The 14,388-nt window shown below is 61.6% G+C and carries 13 protein-coding genes and 2 pseudogenes; 11 read left to right on the plus strand and 4 right to left on the minus strand.

The features are described from left to right. The first annotated feature begins 59 nt into the window (after positions 1-59). Positions 60-536, plus strand: coding sequence for a hypothetical protein (locus tag RSO68_RS08070; RefSeq protein ID WP_315586214.1), 477 nt, complete (start codon positions 60-62; stop codon positions 534-536). Positions 537-625: 89 nt separating this feature from the next. On the opposite strand, the pseudogene RSO68_RS08075 reads toward RSO68_RS08070, so the two are convergent. Next, positions 626-1,572: pseudogene (locus tag RSO68_RS08075) on the minus strand (IS481 family transposase). Between the two features lie 104 nt (positions 1,573-1,676). Here RSO68_RS08075 and RSO68_RS08080 point away from each other — a divergent pair. From RSO68_RS08080 to RSO68_RS08105, 6 genes and pseudogenes are all read left to right on the plus strand, one after another. Then, complete coding sequence (locus RSO68_RS08080; protein ID WP_315586215.1) at positions 1,677-1,871, plus strand: hypothetical protein; 195 nt, start codon at positions 1,677-1,679, stop codon at positions 1,869-1,871. Positions 1,872-1,919: 48 nt separating this feature from the next. Continuing rightward, positions 1,920-5,141 (plus strand): type I restriction endonuclease subunit R, encoded by a 3,222-nt coding sequence (locus tag RSO68_RS08085; protein ID WP_315586216.1) that lies wholly within the window; start codon positions 1,920-1,922, stop codon positions 5,139-5,141. A gap of 120 nt (positions 5,142-5,261) precedes the next feature. After that, entirely contained in the window at positions 5,262-6,392 is a 1,131-nt protein-coding gene (locus RSO68_RS08090; protein ID WP_315586217.1) for a hypothetical protein, read from the plus strand. Positions 6,393-6,402: 10 nt separating this feature from the next. Further along, complete coding sequence (locus tag RSO68_RS08095; RefSeq protein ID WP_315586218.1) at positions 6,403-6,759, plus strand: STAS-like domain-containing protein; 357 nt, start codon at positions 6,403-6,405, stop codon at positions 6,757-6,759. Next, entirely contained in the window at positions 6,756-7,280 is a 525-nt protein-coding gene (locus RSO68_RS08100) for a hypothetical protein (RefSeq protein ID WP_315586219.1), read from the plus strand. Before RSO68_RS08095 ends, RSO68_RS08100 begins: the two co-directional genes overlap by 4 nt. Before the next feature lie 150 nt (positions 7,281-7,430). After that, positions 7,431-7,876 (plus strand): annotated as a pseudogene (locus RSO68_RS08105) (IS481 family transposase); the annotation flags it as partial. 580 nt (positions 7,877-8,456) lie between these two features. Here the strand turns inward: RSO68_RS08105 and RSO68_RS08110 are convergent. Together RSO68_RS08110 and RSO68_RS08115 are read right to left on the minus strand one after the other, a co-directional pair. Next, positions 8,457-9,071: an exopolysaccharide biosynthesis protein gene (locus RSO68_RS08110; protein ID WP_315586220.1), complete on the minus strand. Its 615-nt coding sequence runs from the start codon at positions 9,069-9,071 to the stop codon at positions 8,457-8,459. Beyond that, positions 9,061-9,216, minus strand: a complete 156-nt coding sequence (locus RSO68_RS08115; RefSeq protein ID WP_175535114.1) for a hypothetical protein — start codon at positions 9,214-9,216, stop codon at positions 9,061-9,063. The genes RSO68_RS08110 and RSO68_RS08115 overlap by 11 nt, the downstream gene beginning before the upstream one ends. A gap of 214 nt (positions 9,217-9,430) precedes the next feature. Between RSO68_RS08115 and rnk the strand changes: the two genes are divergently transcribed. From rnk to RSO68_RS08130, 3 genes are all read left to right on the plus strand, one after another. Further along, positions 9,431-9,844: a nucleoside diphosphate kinase regulator gene (gene rnk / locus RSO68_RS08120; protein WP_089851455.1), complete on the plus strand. Its 414-nt coding sequence runs from the start codon at positions 9,431-9,433 to the stop codon at positions 9,842-9,844. A 33-nt stretch (positions 9,845-9,877) separates the two neighbouring features. Beyond that, a complete protein-coding gene (locus RSO68_RS08125; RefSeq protein WP_089851453.1) occupies positions 9,878-10,495 on the plus strand; it encodes a LysE family translocator in 618 nt (205 codons plus the stop codon). Between the two features lie 201 nt (positions 10,496-10,696). Beyond that, on the plus strand, positions 10,697-11,917 hold the full coding sequence (locus RSO68_RS08130; protein ID WP_315586221.1) for an EAL domain-containing response regulator: 1,221 nt from the start codon (positions 10,697-10,699) through the stop codon (positions 11,915-11,917). Here the strand turns inward: RSO68_RS08130 and RSO68_RS08135 are convergent. Further along, positions 11,857-13,587, minus strand: coding sequence for an acyl-CoA dehydrogenase family protein (locus RSO68_RS08135; RefSeq protein WP_315586222.1), 1,731 nt, complete (start codon positions 13,585-13,587; stop codon positions 11,857-11,859). The two genes, RSO68_RS08130 and RSO68_RS08135, sit on opposite strands and share 61 nt — an antisense overlap. A gap of 120 nt (positions 13,588-13,707) precedes the next feature. Between RSO68_RS08135 and RSO68_RS08140 the strand changes: the two genes are divergently transcribed. Next, positions 13,708-14,274: an NUDIX hydrolase gene (locus RSO68_RS08140; protein WP_315586223.1), complete on the plus strand. Its 567-nt coding sequence runs from the start codon at positions 13,708-13,710 to the stop codon at positions 14,272-14,274. The last annotated feature ends 114 nt before the right edge of the window (positions 14,275-14,388 follow it).

Here is a 14,388-nt window from a genome sequence, read left to right on the forward strand (position 1 = left end):
AGAGGTGGCGATAGCAGTGAGTCATAGCAACACCGTACCTGATGGGTCACGTGTTGCACTTGGTCATTGAGACCGCCGTTTTTTCGTCGGAGAATAATGCTGTAGTTGATCTCCGTGAAAAGCTGCGAGCTATGCCAGCTATTCAAGAGGTTAGTGCGACGCTGTATGCCTTTTTAGAAGTTGAGGATGAGTTTGAGTCGCTGTATTCCAATGGTCAGGCTACTTCCGCATGGGCACTCAAGGTTTTTTCCACAGGGAATTATGTGCTGCACTATGTGGCCAGTGATAGAAATCCATTAAAAGAATGCTTTGACAGTAGGTATGAAAATACAGCTGGCTATATAAGAGGCGAAATTGAGACTATGGAAGAACTTTCCGAAAAAGAGGAGCGCACATCACTGTGCATTGAAGAAGCTCAAAGAGAGATGATGGAAAGGTATGGGGAGGAAGAGGTAATGAATGTCCAATTTGATGATGAAGATAAAAGGGTTGCAGAGAAGGTTATTGGAATAGCAAAACTCGTGGCATCTGATTGATAAAGTATTTCACATGAGTTGCTAACTCCCGGCCGAAGAGCCTCCAGAAAAATCGGCCGGTGGAGCATGCCCTCTCACTGATTGAGCCTCTAGGTGTATGGTCCCGGGAAGTAGTGGACAGGGTCTTCATGAAATCTCCCGGGCTCATCCTTCCAGCGCTCAAGAATAAAACCAACGGGCGTTTTGCCCTTCAACGCCCGTAATGGACGAGCACTGTTATAGGCCCTCAGGTAGTCCTTCAGGTGGGAGCTGAGTTCCTCTAGGGTCGCGTAATGAAAGCTTCGAATCGTCGCTTCCTTGATGGTGCGATTCATCCGTTCGACCTGGCCGTTGGTCCAAGGGTGGAACGGCCGTGTCAGACGGTGTTCAATGCCATGTCGATGGCATGCCACATCGAACCGGTGCGGCTTGTAGGCTTCTGTCCCGGGGCGCTTGGCGAATTGTGCGCCGTAGTACCTACGGTATGAACCCGGTAAGGCAGCTGCTGGAGGGTGTCTTCGAGGAACTCAGCCGCCTGCTCCCGCTGCGCCTTGCGATAGAGCCGGGCATGCACAAACTTGGAGGTGCGGTCGACGGCTACGAACAGGTATGCCTTGCCTTCGCCGGTGCGGACCTCACAGATGTCCATGTGTAGGTAACCGATTGGGTAACGCTTGAATGACGATGTGTTCGGTTTCTCTTCGAGTTGACGCGGCAGCTGGCTGATGTCGTTGCGTTTATATAGCCGATGCAAGCTTGAGCGCGTCAGATGAGGGATGCAGCGCTGCAACGCGAAGAGGCAGTCATCCAAGGGAAGCCAGGTGGTGCGCCGGAAAGTCACAGCGGCGGCTTCCTCAAGGACTGACAGCGACGTGGAGCTCGGCTGTTTAGGCCCCATGCGCTCATCTTGAACAGACGTACGACGACGCCATTTGCGGACTGTCTTGGGGTTGAGGTTGTAACGCCGACTCAACTCCGCGACCGAAGCTGACGATCGCTGTATGTCTTCTCGGATGGCGTGCGTGGTCTTGGCGCGTTGATGAAGTACTTGAGCCATGGATCCTCCTCGGACAATGGTTCGTACCATGGACCATTACACTCCGGGACTAAACACCAGAGCCCTTCGCCCTCATAGGTATCTATGACATGGAGTGTTTTTCAATGCCACCATCCCACAGCCAGTCTAGGGACGACGAGATCAAGCAGGCCATTGAGGCCTATCTAGAGGCTCGCAAGGGGATCCTCGCGCTGCGTCGCGAAGTGCCGGATCGAATCGGCGGCAAGGAGAACATCGCCGGCCGCATCGGCCAGTTCCTCGGCCTGGGGCAATTGCCCGCCTGCTGCAGGCAGGAGTAGGCTAAGGAAAACTAAAGTTTAAGACCGAAGGACGCGCAGGGAGCGAGCATGGCGGACAGCAGGGAAGCACAGTTCCAGCAGGACATCATCGATGCCATGGCCGCCAACGGCTGGCGCGTGGGCCAGGCCAGCGGCTATGACCGGGTCAATGCCGTCTATCCCGAGGATTTGATCGGCTACTTCCAGGAGGCCTACCCGGAGCGCTGGGACAAGTTCGCCAGGGCCCACCCCAAGGCCCCCGAGACGGCGCTGATCAAGGCGGTGGTGCGCCAACTGGAACGTGCCGGCACCCTTGAGGTGCTGCGCCACGGCTTCAAGGTGCCGGGCAATAAGATCGAGCTGTGCAGCTTCAAGCCCGACCACGGCATGAATCCGGACGCTCAGGCTCGCTACCGGGCGAACCGGCTGCGGGTGGTGCCGGAGGTTTCCTACTCCCCCCACGCCCGTGAGAGCGGCTCAGAGGCGGCGCAGGGGGCAGGTAAGAGCTATAACCCGCGGCTCGACCTGGTGCTGTTCGTCAACGGCCTGCCGGTGGCCACCCTGGAGCTCAAGAGCGCCTTCAAGCAGTCGGTCGAGAACGCCAAGCGCCAGTACCGCTACGACCGCCCGATCAAGGACCCCGTGACCCGCAAGCCGGAGCCGCTGCTGGCTTTCAAGCGCGGCGCTCTGGTGCACTTCGCGGTCAGCCAGGACGAGGTGGCGATGACCACCCGGCTGGCCGGCAAGGACACCTTCTTCCTGCCCTTCAATCAGGGCAGCGAGGAGGGCGGGGCCGGCAACCCGCCGGCGCCCGATGACGCCACCTACGCCACCGCCTACCTGTGGGACCGAGTCTTTCAGCCCGACGCCTGGTTGAAGATCCTCGGGCGCTTCCTGCACCTGGAGCAGGTCACCAAGGAGGACTTCGACGGCCGCCGCCAGACCAAGGAGACGCTGATCTTCCCCCGCTTCCACCAGTGGGACGTGGTCAACCGGCTGGTCGAGACCACCCGCCACGAAGGGCCGGGGCACCGCTACCTGGTGCAGCACAGCGCCGGCTCGGGCAAGTCCAACTCCATCGCCTGGGCGGCCCACCAGCTGGCCAACCTCTACGACGAGAGCGGCCAGAAGCAGTTCAACTCGGTGATCGTGGTCACCGACCGCACCGTGCTCGACAGCCAGCTGCAGGACACCATCTACCAGTTCGAGCATGCCCATGGGGTGGTGTGCCCGATCACCCGCGACGTCGGCAACCAGAGCAAGTCCGAGCAGCTGGCGGCGGCGCTGGCCTCCAACACTCGCATCATCATCGTCACCATCCAGACGTTCCCGGCACTGTTCGATGCCCTCGACAAGCGCCCACAGCTGGCCGAGGGCAGCTATGCGGTGATCGCCGACGAGGCGCACTCCTCCCAGACGGGTTCCTCGGCCAGCAAGCTGAAGGCGCTGCTGGCCGCGGCCGGGGAAGCCACCGAAGGCGACGACGAGGAAGTGAGCGCCGAGGCGCTGATGGACGCCGCCGTGAGCGCACGCAAGCCAAGCGATAAGATCAGCTACTACGCCTTCACCGCCACCCCCAAGGCCAAGACCCTGGAGCTGTTCGGTCGAACGCCCGATCCCGAGCTGCCGCCCAGCGGCGACAACAAGCCCGAGCCCTTCCACCTGTACTCGATGCGCCAGGCCATCGAGGAGGGTTTCATTCTCGACGTGCTGGAGCGCTATACCACCTACAGCACTGCCTGGAAGCTCGCCCATCCGGACGGCGACGACCAGGAGGTGGACGCCAAGAAGGCCTCGAAGACCCTGGCCAAGTGGGTGCGGCTGCACCCCCACAACATCGGCCAGAAGGTCGAGGTGATCGTCGAGCACTACCGGGCCAACGTTAGGCATCTGCTGGATGGCCAGGCCAAGGCCATGGTGGTCACCGCCAGCCGTCAGGAGGCGGTGCGCTATGCCCTCGCGATGCGCCAGTACGTAAAGGAGAAGGGCTATCAGGACGTCCACCCGCTGGTCGCCTTCTCGGGCAGCGTGCCGCCGGATGGCGAGATTCCCGAGGAGGTCACCGAGACCAGCAGCAAGCTCAACCCGGGTCTCAAGGGCCGCGACCTGGCCGAGGCCTTCGACACCGACGACTTCAACGTCATGATCGCGGCCAACAAGTACCAGACCGGCTTCGATCAGCCGAAGCTGTGCGCCATGTACGTGGACAAGAAGCTGCAGGGGGTGGACTGCGTACAGACCCTGTCGCGGCTCAATCGCATCTTTCCGGGCAAGCAGACCTTCATCCTCGATTTCTTCAACGACCCCGAGGAGATCCTGGCCGCCTTCGCCCCCTACTACCGCAAGGCCGAGCTGGCCGATGTCTCCGACGCCAACGTGGTCTACGACCTGCAGCAGGCCCTGGACGCCAGCGGGATCTACCACTGGGAGGAGGTCGAGGCCTTCGCCATGGCATTCTTCGACCCCAAGGCCCCGGCCAGCAAGCTGAGCTTCTACTGCAAGCCGGCCAAGGAGCGCTTCACCACGCGCTACAAGGCGATCCTCGATCAGATCCAGACCTGGCAGGCGGCGAGGCATCAGGCCGAACAGCACGGCGATCAGGCTGGCATGCACCGTGCCGATCAGGAGCTCAAGGACGCCGGCACCACCCGCGATGAGCTCGACCTGTTCCGCAAGAATCTCGCAAGCTTCGTGCGCACCTATGAATTCCTATCGCAGATCGTGCACTTCGACGACCGCGAGCTGGAACAGCTGTGCGTGTTCGCCCGACACCTCGCCCCGCTGCTGCGCATGGAGCGCCTCGACGAGGACACCATCGATGTCAGCGAGTTGGCCCTGACCCACTACCGACTGACCAAGCGTGCCGAGCACCAGCTGCGCCTCGAGGAGGAGCAGGGCGACTACGGCCTTCAGCCGATCAGCGAGGTCGGCTCCGGCAAGCCCCACGACCCCGAGAAGAAGCGCCTGAACGAGATCATCGACAAGCTGAACGACCTCTTCGGCGCCGAGGTCAGCGACGACGACAAGCTGCACTTCGCCAACGGCATCGCCGATCGCATCGAGCGCGACGAATCGGTGATGGCCCAGATCCGCCATCACGACGAGGCTCAAGTCATGCACGGCCTCTTCCCCAAGAAAGTCGAAGACGCGGTCATGGATGCCATGAGCGATCAGGAGAAGCTTTCCCTGCCTCTGCTCAACGATAGCGAGACAGGCCGGGAGTTCGCGCTGCTGATCCTCAAGCTGCTGGCGGGGAGATCGAATTATGGAGGTGCTCATCCCGGCAAGTGATTTCTTGGGATCGCAGACAATAAATAATAGAGCCAAAAAGAGAGCCCGTGCTTAGCTTTCAGTGTTTAGAAGCTTCAAATAAATCTGCTTTCGAAATGCGTTGGGTGCTAAGGAATAGATGTGAAAAAATACAGTAAAAAACAGCGCCAGAGAGATGTCAGGCGAACTCATCTTCAAAGAAAGCTTGGGTACAAATTTTACACTCGTTCATCCAGAAGAAAGCGGGCTCTGAACGAGTACATGGAAAAAACCATAAACCAGAAAATTGATAGGTTAGTGGAGAGTGGTTTAAAAGCAAGTATCACGGAAAAAGGTAGGGTTTTTTTGACTCTCCCCGAAAAAATGAACCTCTCAACGCACTATGATGAGACAATGCCTTACATAAGCGCCATCCGCGCATTGTCACAAAATCCACGGTCGCGTAGATATTACCGCCTTGCATATGTTAAATTTGATGCGCTAAGGGAAATTTCCTCTTCCGCAGCCCTTCTTCTGACTTCCGAGCTTTCACGTTGGGATGACAGCATCCGTAACAGGCTCACACCCCAAGTCAATAATTGGGACCCAATAATATTCGAAAAATTCAACTCGCTTGGATTTTTCAATCTTTTCCGAAAGGCTCAGGTAGGCCCACCAAAAGAAAAAAAAGAACCGAACGTACAGTTCATGAAATACCTGAAGGGCAACCATGAGGACAAGGACTATCGCAGACTAAAGGTTCAACTTCATGAGGTGATTGGGGAACGTGTGCAAAAGTGGGTTTTTTTACATGGCGGTTTAGATGAAGCTATAACCAATGTTTGTCATCACGCTTACCCAAAGAACACTCGAACTCTAAAGAAAGATCAAAACTGGTATTTAACCGGCGCTTTCGACAAGGTGACTAGAGAGCTTAAAATAGTTTTTTGTGACCAAGGGGTCGGAATACCTAAGTCTTTGCCATCTTCAAAGATTTGGGAGAAAGTTCTTGAGTGGACTTCCTCGCTCCCCAATGTAAATCGTAGTAAACATGCCACTCTATTAAAGGCGGCTATGGAGGTCAGCAGGACAAGTACTAACCAAAGCGATCGTGGAAAAGGCCTTCCGGACATGAAAGAATTTATCAGGAAGCGTGGAGCAGGTTATCTTGCTATAATGAGTGGACATGGCATGTACAAGCTCATGGTTAGTAATGGCCAAGAGACTCATAAATCAGATACTCTAAGGCTTCCCGTTGAGGGGACGCTTATTATCTGGCGGGTGCAACTTTGAGGAAGCCCTCATGCAACGTATAAATATTGGGAAAGATTTTTCCGACCACCCCATTGGCCGTTACCGTGAAGACGGGCCGGAAAGTGGCCAGGTTTTCAGAGATGACTACTTGATCCCTAAGCTTGAGGGTCTTGAGAGTAACGAGATTCTGGAAATCATTCTTGATGATGGAGTTGATGGTTACGGCTCGTCTTTTTTAGTTGAAGCTTTTGCAGGAGTGGTAAAAGTCGGCTACATGCATGCAGATGAACTCCTAAAAAAACTGACTTTTAAATACACTGATGAAGACTTTTCCTTTTTTGAAGATAAAATAAAGGAGTATATCCAAGAAGCCCACTATGGTTCAGCTGCTGGAGGGCGGCAATGACCGAATACCTATTTGGAGTAGTAGCAAGTCAAAGCGAGACGATTAAGGCTTTGGTTTTGTCGAGCGGCGAATCTTCGCATCTCCGGTTTATATATTTCTCTGCTACTAGTATTATTTCTACTGTTTTAGGTGCTGTTTTAGCATATACAGCAGGGCACCTGTCGCACAAAAAACACCTGAAGCCTGAGTCGGCAAAATCGCTTTTAGGGCTCCTTGAAAAGTTCGAGACTCAATGCCTAGAGTATTGGAGTAAAGAGCACGATGAAAAAGAGAGTGTTATAGAAGAAGCTAAGATAAAAGCCGGCCACAAACAGCTTAGGCTTTATGCAAAGCATGGCGACTATGGCTTAAAAAAAGAAAAAAAGCTTAAGTTAGAGGAACTGATTTCCGACTTGTTCGATGAGGCGACTGGCGGGGATTTTGAATCAAAAAACCGAAAAGCATCTCGTCAAAGAATTCAAAAAATCGCCATGACTACTTCGAAAATTTCTCCCATTCTCATCGAGAAGAGCTTTGAGTAAAAATGTAAATATTAATTTATTTTAATTATTTTTCTCGGCTTGAGTAATCTTTCACCATTTGTAGGCTCCCAGATGGTCAAGTTATGTGCAGAAGCCAATCTCTGCAAGCCGTCAGGGAGTTTCTTCAGTAAGTCATCCAGAAGCAGATTCATGGACATCAAGCACCATCTACACGCGACCACGACACCGAAGATCCGGTCCGAGGTTTAGGCATCATCCACCAGCATCACGGATAGCGAGTTGGCCTGTCAGTATGGCGTCTCCACCGCGACCATCCGGCGCTGGCGGCACCTTGCGATGTCCATTACCAACCCGTACACGTGTCACAACCTGCTGGCCACTCCCTCGCCAGAGCAGGAGGAGTTGCTGATCGCGGCGCTCGCGTTCCTTCTCCTCGGCCTAAATGATCTCCTTATCGTGGTAGCGTGTGAGTTCCTAAACCCCCGCTTTTCACGCTCCGGACTGCATTGCATGCTTCAGCGGCGCGAGGTGCCGAAACTGGCGGAATTGGTTCGGCAGGACGCTGGCGATGCGGTAAAGCCCGGCACAAGCCCTTCAAGGACTACGAGCCGGGCTTTGTGCACATGTCTGACAAGCGCTCTATTGGCTGAGCCTGGCTCAGAGCCAAAACGAGCCGATGGTGGCGCTAGTCTCGCAAGGATGGAGATGGATAGCCTGATAGCGGTCGGACTTGACGAGAAAAATGGCGTGGAGCGAGGCGAAGTGGCTTGTGCTTACGCCACCATCGACGTCTTATGAGATGGATAAGTGAGCAAGGTAGCCTTTTGATGGTTATGACTTGGTGAAGTCGCCGTCAAAAAAGTCGACCGACCACACTGGCATGAACTGGCAATTGGTACCATCCAAGAACATCGCTAGATGTTGGTAGGGATGTTGGTAAATTATTTATAATTCCATCAAGGTATTGATTTACAAGATATGGCGGCGGATTCAAAATCCGCCGGGGGCAACCTCTTGTCGGTTCGAGTCCGACCGCCGGTACCAGCACCATCACGCCCTCCGCGGCGCCTCCCCAGCACTACTCCTTCTCGATCCTTTGATTCCCGCGCCCTCCATCAAGCGTGGCGTCTTCGCCTGCCTGCTCAGTCGATGCGGGTTTCCCGGAAGCCGACGTTGATCAGGCAGTAGAGCCCGTAGCTCAAGAGCCCGAGTCCTTCAGGCCAGGCCAATGACGACCAGGGCCAGGGTACCGAAGGTCAGGAAATAGCCCAGCAGGGCCATCAAGCCGTCGTGGGCGAGAAGCGCCAGGGCGAACAGGGTCAGGGCGAGCCCCGCGCCGTTGGCGGTGAAGGGCACCACCTCCATGGGCGGCATGGCCAGGGCGATCAGCAGGCAGGTCACGGCCACGGGAAGGTGCGCCGGCGGTCGGGTGAGCCATGTCAGGCGCGGCTTGAGCAGGCGGTCGATCCAGTGCGCCGGTCGCTGCATCCAGCGCACGACCGCAACGAAGCGTGCCCGGGAAACGCGGCGGCTCAGCAGCCAGCTCGGCAGCCAGATATGCTCCCGGCCGGCCAGCAGCTGCACGGCGGCGAGCACCACCAGCGCCGCCATCAGGGTGGGCACGCCAGGGATGTCGCCGATCAGCGGCGCCAGGGTGACGAGCCCCGCCACCAGCAGGAAGGGGGCGAAGGAGCGCTGCCCGAGGCTGTCGAGGATGGCCTCGAGGCTGACGCTCTCGGCGTGGCGCCCGGCCCCCTGGACTCGCGCCAGCAGCTGGCCCAGCTCGCCCCGGGGGGGCTCCGGCTCGGGGTCGGTGGCCTCACCGGCCATGGCGTTTGCGCGTCCATAGCAGCAGGATGCCGAGCAGCAGCAGGGCGGGGCCGACGAAGCCGACGGGGCTGTCGGTCTGCCAGCCGATGACCGGCAGCAGGGCGCCTGCGATCAGCAGGGCGATGGCCAGGGTGCGAACCGACATGGGCGGTGTCTCCGTGCGGGTGTCCGGCCAGTGTAACTGCCTGATCGCCGGGGCTGTAGCCACCCGATGGTCTGTCCGCCCAGGACTGTCACCGGCCGGCGGGATGGCGTAGAGTAGCTCGTTTACAGTCCTTCGCCCTTTTGTCGGTGAAGGGCTGTTTTCGTTGGCAACCCCGCAAGCGTGCAATCAGCGTTAATGTTGTCCAGGAGGCCCTATGACGACGCGTCCCCCCCTTATCATCAACCGGCTCGATGCCGAGCGGCTGCAGCGGCTCATCGACGATGCCGACGACGACACCCTGGCGGTGGCCGAGGCCCTCGAGGAGGAGCTGGCGCGCGGCGAGGTCGTCGACCCGGAGGATGTGCCCGAGGACGTGGTCAGCATGTGCAGCCAGGTACAGTTCAGCGATCTGGACCGCGATCGCCAGATCATCCGCACCCTGGTCTATCCCCATGCGCTGAGCACCACCGAGGACGGCATCTCGGTGATGGCGCCGGTCGGGGCGGCCCTGTTGGGCCTGCGCATCGGCGATACGATCGTCTGGCCCCTGCCGGGCGGTCGCGAGTCGCGGCTGCGCATCGATGCCATTCTCTGGCAGCCCGAGCGGGAAGGCCAGTTCCACCGCTGAGGCCGTCCCCCTTCCGATAACGGAGATAGTGGTATGCCGTTTTCTCTCTGGCTCTCGCTGGCCGCGGTCTGCGCCATGGGGGCGATGTCGCCCGGCCCGAGCCTGGCCATGGTGCTGCGCCACACCCTGGGAGGCGGGCGCATGCCGGGTGTCTCGGCGGCGCTCGCCCATGCCCTGGGGGTGGGCTTCTATGCCCTGCTGACGGTGTGGGGGCTGGGCGCGGTGATCGTGCGCCTGCCGATGCTCTTCCAGGTGATCACCTGGGCGGGGGCTGCCTATCTGGCGTGGCTCGGTGTCAGGGCCCTGATGGCCGGCCGGGGCGGTGCCCTGAACGCTACGGGAAGCGCCACCAGCCGTTCTCAGGCCGCCCGCGAGGGCATGCTGGTGGCCCTGGCCAACCCCAAGCTGATCCTCTTCTTCATTGCGCTGCTCAGCCAGTTCGTCACCCCGGAGATGAGTCTCGAGGCCAAGGCGCTGGTGGTCGGTACGGCGATGGTCATCGACGCCGGCTGGTACGTGCTGGTGGCGGTGGGCCTGTCGCACTCGCGGGTGCTGCCGTGGCTGCAGGCGCGAGCCCACTGGCTCAATCGCCTCACCGGGGTGCTTCTGCTGGCGCTGGCGTTGAGGGTGGTGGTGGGGCCGCTCGGCTGACGCCCTCGGCTGAACCCCTCGACGGTCCCTCTCCATATCGATGCTGTCGACTGATTCGCTTGGTTGATCCCGTTGAGTGAGGCTTTTGGCTCACCCTTTCGATGGAATTCCAGCGTTGATTGGCTTGATGCTTCTCGCGCCAGTGAGTCAGGCGTTTTGCTGATAGGGTGGACGCAAGTCTATAGGCCGGAATCACCCTGGATGAACGATCTGACAATGCAGGTCTCGCGGCTGGCCTTGGTGCTAGAGGAGGATCCCGATGCCGCCGCCACGCTCTCTTTGCAGCTGCGTACATTGGGAATGGAATCCCGCTACTGTCGCCAGGGCCAGCATCTGATCGGCGAGGTCGTGGCGCGGCGCCCGCATCTGGTCATCATGGCCCTCGAGTTCGGCGATCACGATGGCTTTTCCATACTGCGCCGGCTCGCCGAATGCGGTTATCGCGGCCGGCTTCTGCTGCTCAGCGGGGTCGAGCGAAAGATCGTGCGCATCGCCGAGCGGCTGGGCCAGGCCCTAGGGCTCGCGATGCTGCCCTCGCTGGATAAGCCGATGCGCCTCGCCGAGCTGCGCCAGCGCCTCGAAGGCGAGGCCCCGGACGACGAGCCCGATGCCCTCCATCCGTGTCGCCTCGATGAGCTGGACCGGGCCTTCGCCCGCCAGGAGATCACGCTCCACTATCAGCCCCAGTTCGAGCTCTCCAGTGGTCGCCTGAGCGGCGTCGAGGCGCTGGTGCGCTGGGCCCACCCCGAGGCGGGATTGCTGATGCCGGGCCGCTTTTTGCCCCTGCTGACCCCCGATCAGAATCGCCACCTGACTCGCCGTGTGCTGCAGCTGGCCCTCGAGGACGCCCACCGCTGGCGCCGGGCCGGGCTTGCCCTGTCGCTGTCGGTCAACGTCACCGCCGACGACCTGATGTGCCCGGAGCTGCTGTCGCTGGTCAGCGAGGGGCGACGCGCCTTCGGCGAGACGCCGGTGGTGCTGGAGATCACCGAGACCGCCGCCATGGAGGACGAGCTGCTCGGCAGCGAGGTCGCGGCCCGGCTGCACCTGAGCGGCCTGGAGGTCTCGGTGGATGACTTCGGGGTGGGCTTCTCGTCGCTGGCGCGGCTGCAGCTGCTGCCGATCAGCGAGCTCAAGGTCGATCGCAGCTTCGTCAGTCGCCTGCTCGAGGATCCCCAGGATGCCGCCATCGTCGAGGCGGTGGCGCTGCTCGGGCGCCGGCTGGGCATCCGGGTGGTGGCCGAGGGGATCGAGGATCTCGCCTGCCTGCCGACCCTGGAGCGTTTCGGCTGCACCCACGTGCAGGGCTTCGGCCTGGGGCGGCCGATGCCCGCCGCGGATATCCTGGCGCTGGCCGATGCTCAGTCGCCGATCCGCGCCAGCAGCGCCGCCAGCGGAGCATCGACCGGCAGCACGCCGTAGGCCGGGCCGGCCTCGCCGCCCAGCCGCGAGCGGCAGAAGGTTTCGGCCACCGCCGGCGGGCCGTGGCGCAGCAGCAGCGCTCCTTGCAGACACTGCGCGAGGCGCTGGGCCAGCCAGCGGGCACGCGGCTCGAGCGTGTTCGGCGCCGCGCCAAGCTCCGCCTCCAGCTTCGTCCAGGCGCAGTCGAGATCGGCCTGTTGGCCCCGCGCCGCGCTCACCTCCTCGCGCACGGCCGCAAGCGACGCCGGGTGGCGGGCCATCACCCGCAGCAGGTCGAGGCAGATCACGTTGCCCGAGCCCTCCCAGATCGAGTTCACCGGCGCCTCGCGATAGAGCCGGGCGAGCGGCGTCTCCTCCACGTAGCCGATGCCGCCGAGGCACTCCATGGCCTCGGCCATGAAGCCGGGGGTGCGCTTGTTGTGCCAGTACTTGGCCAGGGTGGGCAGCAGTCGGGCCAGGGCGGCCTCCGACGCCTCGCCGCGGGCCGCGCCATCGAAGGCCCGGGCGGCGCGCAGCGAAAGGGCCAGGCCGGCCTCCACCTCTATGGCCATGTCGGCCAGCAGCACCCGCATCAGCGGCTGCTCGGCCAGGGCGCGGCCGAAGGCGTGACGCTCGCCCACGTGCCGCCAGGCCTCCACCAGCGCCTGGCGCATCATGCCCACCGGGGCGGTGGCGGCATCGAGCCGGGTCTGCTGGACCATCTCGAGGATGGTGGCGATGCCGCGCCCGGGCTCGCCGATCGCTTCGGCCCAGGCGCCGCGGTACTCGATCTCCGCCGAGGCGTTGGCGCGGTTGCCGCACTTCTCCTTGAGGCGCTGCAGCTCGATGGCGTTGCGCTCGCCGTCCGGCGTGAAGCGCGGCACGAGAAAGCACGAGAGGCCCGCGTCGGTCTGGGCTAGGGTCAGGAAGGCATCGGACATCGGGGCGCTGCAGAACCACTTGTGGCCGGTCAGGCGCCAGCCGTCCATGCCCGTTTCGGCGCGCGTGCTGATAAGGGCTTCGGCTCGTGTGATGCTGGCGAGGGGGTCGGCTCGCGTGGAAGTGACGAGGGCATCGGCTCGTGTGGTGTTAGTTCGCACGTCGCTGCCGCCCTGTTTCTCGGTCATCGCCATGCCGACGGTCAGGCCGCTCTTCTCGGTGGCCGGCAGCGCGCGGGGGTCGTAGTCCCAGGCCAGCAGGCCCGGCGCCCAGCGGGCCTCGACGGCGGGCGACTGGCGCAGTGCCGGCATGGCGGCGTGGGTCATGGTGATCGGGCAGCAGAATCCGGGCTCGGCCTGGGTCAGCAGGTAGAGGGCGGCGACATGCGCCTGATGGCCGCCGCGGCCCTCCTCCTGCCAGGCCACGGCGTGCCAGCCGTGGTCGATGGCGAGATGCATCAGCGCGTGGTAGGCCGGGTGGTAGCTCACCTCGTCGAGCCGCCGGCCGTGGCGGTCGAACAGGCGCAGCTCCGGCGGGTAGCGGTTGGCGGCCTCGCCCAGCGCCTGGACCTCGGCGCTACCGGCCTCGCGGCCCAGTGGCGCGAGGCGTCTGGCCACCCAGTCCGGCGCCTCGCGGGCCAGCGCCTCGCACAGCGGGGCGTCCTCGGCGAGCAGGTCGCGCGCGCTCGGCGGGGCGGGCTGGTTGGTCACCGCGTGGGTGGCGAGGCGGGTGCGGGCGGCGGCGTCGGACATGGTCGAGCTCCGCGTGTGGGCCTTCCCTGAGCATGGTCGGCGCTCCGTGGGCGGTCAACGCGTGGCGTGACGCTTCCGTCGCGACTGGTTAGGCTGAAGGCAATTTCACTGGAGTCCCCCATGACCGTCTCATCCTCCGAGGCCGATGCGCCGCCCGAGCCGCTCATCGCCGATGAGCAGATCCAGCTGGTGGATACCCGCAACCGCCCCTGCGGCAGCGCGCCGCGGGCCGCCATGCGGCGCTTTCGTTTCTGGCACCGGGCCACCTACATCGTGGTGCGCAACGCCCGCGGTGAGCTCTGCGTGCAGCGTCGCACCCTGACCAAGGAGGTCTTCCCGGGCGGCCTGGACCTGGCCGCCGGCGGGGTAGTGGGGGCCGGCGAGGCGGTCCACGTGGCGGCGCGCCGCGAGCTTTCCGAGGAGCTCGGTATCCGCGGCGTGCCGCTGCGCCACGCCCTGGAGTTCGTGCATGCCGAGCGCGGCAACCATATCTTCGGCAGCGTCTTCCTGGTCGACCACGATGGGCCGCTGACCCTGCAGGCCGAAGAGGTGGCCGATGCCTTCTGGCTGTCGCCCGACGAGGCCCTGGCCCTGGAGGGCATCACCCCGGATACCCGCCAAGCGGTCGAGGCGCTGCGGGCCGCCGGCGAGCTGGCACTCAAGCCCAAGCGCAAGGCCCGGCCATGAACCGTCCCGCGCGGCTCGATGAACTGGGCGCGGCAAGGCTGAAGCGCGCGGCATCGGCGGCCGAGAGGGGCGGGACTGGCGCGTCAGGAATCGGCGTGGCATCGTAGGAATATT

The organism is Halomonas saccharevitans, assembly GCF_032333995.1.
GTDB classification, from domain to species: Bacteria; Pseudomonadota; Gammaproteobacteria; order Pseudomonadales; family Halomonadaceae; genus Halomonas; species Halomonas saccharevitans.

Coding starts and splice junctions, on each gene's coding strand:
- RSO68_RS08080 (WP_315586215.1), top strand. CDS start 1,677: ATGCCACCATCCCACAGCCAGTCTAGGGACGACGAGATCAAGCAGGCC.
- RSO68_RS08130 (WP_315586221.1), top strand. CDS start 10,697: ATGAACGATCTGACAATGCAGGTCTCGCGGCTGGCCTTGGTGCTAGAG.
- rnk (WP_089851455.1), top strand. CDS start 9,431: ATGACGACGCGTCCCCCCCTTATCATCAACCGGCTCGATGCCGAGCGG.
- RSO68_RS08085 (WP_315586216.1), top strand. CDS start 1,920: ATGGCGGACAGCAGGGAAGCACAGTTCCAGCAGGACATCATCGATGCC.
- RSO68_RS08115 (WP_175535114.1), bottom strand. CDS start 9,216: ATGTCGGTTCGCACCCTGGCCATCGCCCTGCTGATCGCAGGCGCCCTG.
- RSO68_RS08140 (WP_315586223.1), top strand. CDS start 13,708: ATGACCGTCTCATCCTCCGAGGCCGATGCGCCGCCCGAGCCGCTCATC.
- RSO68_RS08095 (WP_315586218.1), top strand. CDS start 6,403: ATGCAACGTATAAATATTGGGAAAGATTTTTCCGACCACCCCATTGGC.
- RSO68_RS08110 (WP_315586220.1), bottom strand. CDS start 9,071: ATGGCCGGTGAGGCCACCGACCCCGAGCCGGAGCCCCCCCGGGGCGAG.
- RSO68_RS08125 (WP_089851453.1), top strand. CDS start 9,878: ATGCCGTTTTCTCTCTGGCTCTCGCTGGCCGCGGTCTGCGCCATGGGG.
- RSO68_RS08100 (WP_315586219.1), top strand. CDS start 6,756: ATGACCGAATACCTATTTGGAGTAGTAGCAAGTCAAAGCGAGACGATT.
- RSO68_RS08135 (WP_315586222.1), bottom strand. CDS start 13,587: ATGTCCGACGCCGCCGCCCGCACCCGCCTCGCCACCCACGCGGTGACC.